The organism is Tepidiforma sp. (assembly GCF_034433535.1).
Classification (GTDB): Bacteria; Chloroflexota; Dehalococcoidia; order Tepidiformales; family Tepidiformaceae; genus Tepidiforma.
Window position 1 is genome coordinate 1 of record NZ_DAOUAO010000085.1, and the last position, 3822, is coordinate 3822.

Below are 3822 nucleotides of genomic sequence, written 5' to 3' on the forward strand. Positions count from 1 at the left end.
CGCGCCGTCGCGGTCGAAGGCCGCCTCCAGCGCCGCCTCCTTGCCGATGAACGCCGCCACCGGGCCCAGCCCGGCCAGCCCAACCGCCCCGACGGCTGCGGCCGCGAACGTCCACGGCATCGCCCGCAGCAGCCCGCCCAGCTCATCCACCACCCGGGTGCCGGTCCCATGGTCGATCGCCCCGGCGGCCATGAAGAGCGCGCCCTTGTACAGCGCGTGCCCCACCACGAAGACCATCACCGCTTTTAGCGCGAGGTCCGTGCCCAGCCCCAGCAGCATGGTCATCATCCCCAGCGCTCCGACCGTCGTTCCGGCCAGCACCAGCTTGAGGTCCCGTTCATGCCACGCCACGAAGGCCCCCACCACCAGCGTCCCCGCCCCGACGGCCGTCACCGCGCCGGTCCACGCCTCGGTCCCGCCGAGCGCCGGGTGCATCCGCGCCAGCAGATAGACCCCGGCCTTCACCATCGTCGCCGAGTGCAGGTAGGCGCTCACCGGCGTCGGCGCGGCCATCGCACCCGGCAGCCAGAAGTGGAACGGCACCTGCGCCGATTTCGTGAACGCACCCGCCAGCACCAGCAGGAGCGCCCCGTGGTACAGCCCGTCCGCCCGTATCACGCCGCCGGCAGCCGCCATCTCAGAGAGCCGGTACGTCCCGGCGACCTGCCCAAGCAGGATCAGCCCCGCCAGCAGTGCCAGCCCGCCCGCGCCCGTCACCAGCAGCGCCTGCACCGCCGCCTTACGGGCCTTTAGCTTCTCGCCTTCGAACGAAATCAGGAGAAAGGAGGTGACGCTCGTCAGCTCCCACGCCGCAAACAGCGTCACCGCGTCATCCGCGAAGACCACCCCCAGCATCGCCGCCATGAACGCCAGCAGCGTCGCCTGCAGCCGCCCCGCCCCCGGCTTGCCCGCCATGTAGGCCTCGGCATACACCAGCACCAGTGCCCCAATACCGGTGATCAGCAGCCCGAAGAGCAGGCTGAGCCCATCCGCCCGGAAAGCCAGCGCGATGCCGAGCGAAGGCACCCACTCCGCGCTCCACTCCGCCGGCTCTTCCGCCGCGGCACGGTCGGCCAGCGTCCACAGCCACGCGAACATCCCGGCCGGCGCGAGCGCGAGCAGCGCCCCCCGCCAGCGCCGCGCCGGCAGGGCCAGCGCCAGCGGCGAGGCCATCGCCGCACCTGCCACGATCAGCAACAGCTCCACGCGTCGTCGCTCTCCAGCGCCAATGCGGCCGGCGCCATCACCGGCACAGCTGCGAAAACAGTGAGCCCGCGCCCGGTGCCGGGGCGCGGGGTACGTGGGCCCGGGGATGCTCCCGAACGGCGGCCCCACCGGCACCGGCCGCCGCCGCCATCGACTGCTCACTTCAGCGTAGCCGACCCCTGCAAACCGGCACAATTCGTGCACCAAAGGAAATTCACGAATCCGATTCGCACATCGCCCTCGATCGGCTATGCTCTCCCCCTGTTCCCCCACCCCTTCGGAGCCGCCAGTGACAGCCGTCGCGCAGCCAGCTGCCCCCCACCGACCCCGCCTCCGCGATTTCGGCCTCGCGCCGCTCATCGTCCTCTTCATCCTCAACGCCGTCGATGAGCTCGACCGGGCCGTCCTCGCCGTCGCCCTCGAACCCATCCGCACCGATTTCGGCCTCGCCGATTGGACGGTCGGCCTGCTGCCGCTGGCGGTCGTCTTCATCACCGGCGTCATCTCGCTCCCCGCCGGCAACTGGGCCGACCGCTGGAACCGCATCGCCATCCTCTCCAGCGGGGCCGTCATCTGGGGCAGCGCCGGCCTGGCAGCTGCGGCCTCCCGTGATTTCCTCCAGCTCTTCCTCACCCGCGCCCTGCTCGGCTTCGGCCAGGGCACCATCGTCCCCACCCACGCCAGCCTCCTCTCCGATTATTACCCCGTCGCAGTCCGCGGGCGGGCGCTCGGCTACCACCGCTCCGCCAACCCGCTCGGCCAGGTGCTCGGCGCGGTGCTCGGCGGCATCATCGTGGCGGCGCTCGGCTGGCGCTGGGGCTTCGCAGCTGCCGCCATCCCCGGGCTGGCGCTCGGCATCTACGCCCTGCGCCTGCGCGAACCCCGCCGCGGCGAAGCCGACCTCCTCGATGCCGCCCGCCAGGACCCGCTCTTTGCCGCCTTCCTCCAGGACCCGCCCGATAAGCTCTCCTTCCGCCGCAGCCTCGGCACCATCTTCCGCATCCGCTCCCTCCGCTTCCTCATCTTCACCAACGCCGCCTTCGGCTTCTCCCTCTTCGGCGTCGTCTTCTGGGTCCCGGCCCTCTTTGAACGCGAATTCGGCTTCTCCACCACCGGCGCAGGTGCCGCCCTCGCCATCCTCGCCCTCGCCGGCTTTATCGGCACCTGGTACGGCGGCCCCTTCGCCGACCGCAACGTCGCCCGCGGCTTTCGCTACATGGGCCGCATCGGCGTCGCCGCCACTGCCGTCCTCACCGTCACGTGGACGCTCGCCTTCCTCATGCCGAACGCGGTGCTCTGTCTCTTCTTCCTCGCAATCGGTGCCGTCCTCGCCTCCCTCGGCACGCCCGGCCTCATTTCGATCGTCGCCGCCGTTTCGCCGCCGCGCATCCGCGCGCAGTCCTTCTCCGCCTTCGGCCTCGCCCTCGCGGTCTTCGGCGCCGCGGCGGCCCCGCTCGTGGTCGGGCTGATCTCCGAGGGACTCCAGTCCAGCCTCTCCCTCGACCAGGGCGAAAGCCTCCGCTGGGCGATGCTCTCCGCGACGACTGTCGTCATGGCCTTCGGCACCTGGCTCGCCTGGCAGGCCAGCCGCACCTGCGCCGAAGATGCCGCCCGCACCATGCAGGAGTTCCTCGCCGACTATCAGCGCCGCGCCGCCGCGGCAGCCGCCTCGGCCGCCGAGTAGTTCGCCCTACCCGAGGAACGGGTTCGCCGCCGCCGCCAGCCCGAACTCCTCCGCCACCGGCCCCCGCACCAGCGCCCCGCCGTACGTGCTCAGCGCCGCCGCCAGCGCCCGGTCGCGCCGCAGCGCCTCCTCCACCCCAAGGTCGGCCAGCGCCTCGATGTACGGCAGCGTCGCGCTCGTCAGCGCCTGCGTGCTCGTCTGCGGCACCGCCCCCGGCATGTTGGTCACGCAATAGTGCACCACCCCCTCCTCCACGTAGGTCGGCGCGCTGTGCGAGGTCGGCCGGCTCGTCTCCGATGCCCCGCCCTGGTCAATCGAAACGTCCACCAGCACCGCGCCGTCCCCCATTGAGCGCACCATCCCCCGGGTGACCACCTTCGGCGCTGCCCGGCCCGGCACCAGCACCGCCAGGATCGCAAGGTCCGCCCCGGCCAGCTCCTCGGCAACCGCCTGCGGCGAGGAAACCCGTGTCGCGATCCGCCCGCCGAAGTTCTCCTGCAGGTAGGTCAGCCGCCCCAGGTCGCGCGACATCACCGTGACCCGCGCGTCGAGCCCCATCAGCACCCGCGCCGCAGCCGTCGCCACCGTCCCCGACCCGACAATGACCACCCGCCCCGGCGGCACCCCGGCCACCCCGCCCAGCAGCTTGCCGCGCCCGGGCCCGGGATGCTTCAGCAGCTGCGCCCCGATCTCCGCTGCCATCCGACCCGCCACCTGCGACATCGGCGCCAGCAGCGGCAGGCTCCCATCGGCCTTCCGCACCAGCTCATACGCCAGCGAGGTCACCCCCGCGGCCATTAGCCGCTCCGTCAGCGGACGGTCCGCCGCCAGGTGCAGGTAGGTGAACAGCACCAGCCCGGGCCGCAGGTACCCGTACTCGCTCGCCACCGGCTCCTTCACCTTCACCACCAGGTCGCAGCGCGCCCACACCT

3 protein-coding genes are annotated in these 3822 nt (G+C 72.1%); 1 reads left to right on the forward strand and 2 read right to left on the reverse strand.

The features are described 5' to 3' along the window. Window positions 1-1206 (reverse strand): proton-conducting transporter membrane subunit (locus VAE46_RS04925; protein ID WP_322795805.1); only part of this gene is annotated, 1206 nt, incomplete at its 3' end. Between the two features lie 289 nt (window positions 1207-1495). On the opposite strand from VAE46_RS04925, the gene VAE46_RS04930 reads away from it, so the two are divergent. Continuing rightward, window positions 1496-2890, forward strand: coding sequence for an MFS transporter (locus tag VAE46_RS04930; protein WP_322795806.1), 1395 nt, complete (start codon window positions 1496-1498; stop codon window positions 2888-2890). A 6-nt stretch (window positions 2891-2896) separates the two neighbouring features. On the opposite strand, the gene VAE46_RS04935 is transcribed toward VAE46_RS04930, so the two are convergent. Beyond that, a partial coding sequence (locus VAE46_RS04935; protein ID WP_322795807.1) for an alanine dehydrogenase occupies window positions 2897-3822 on the reverse strand: 926 nt, incomplete at its 5' end.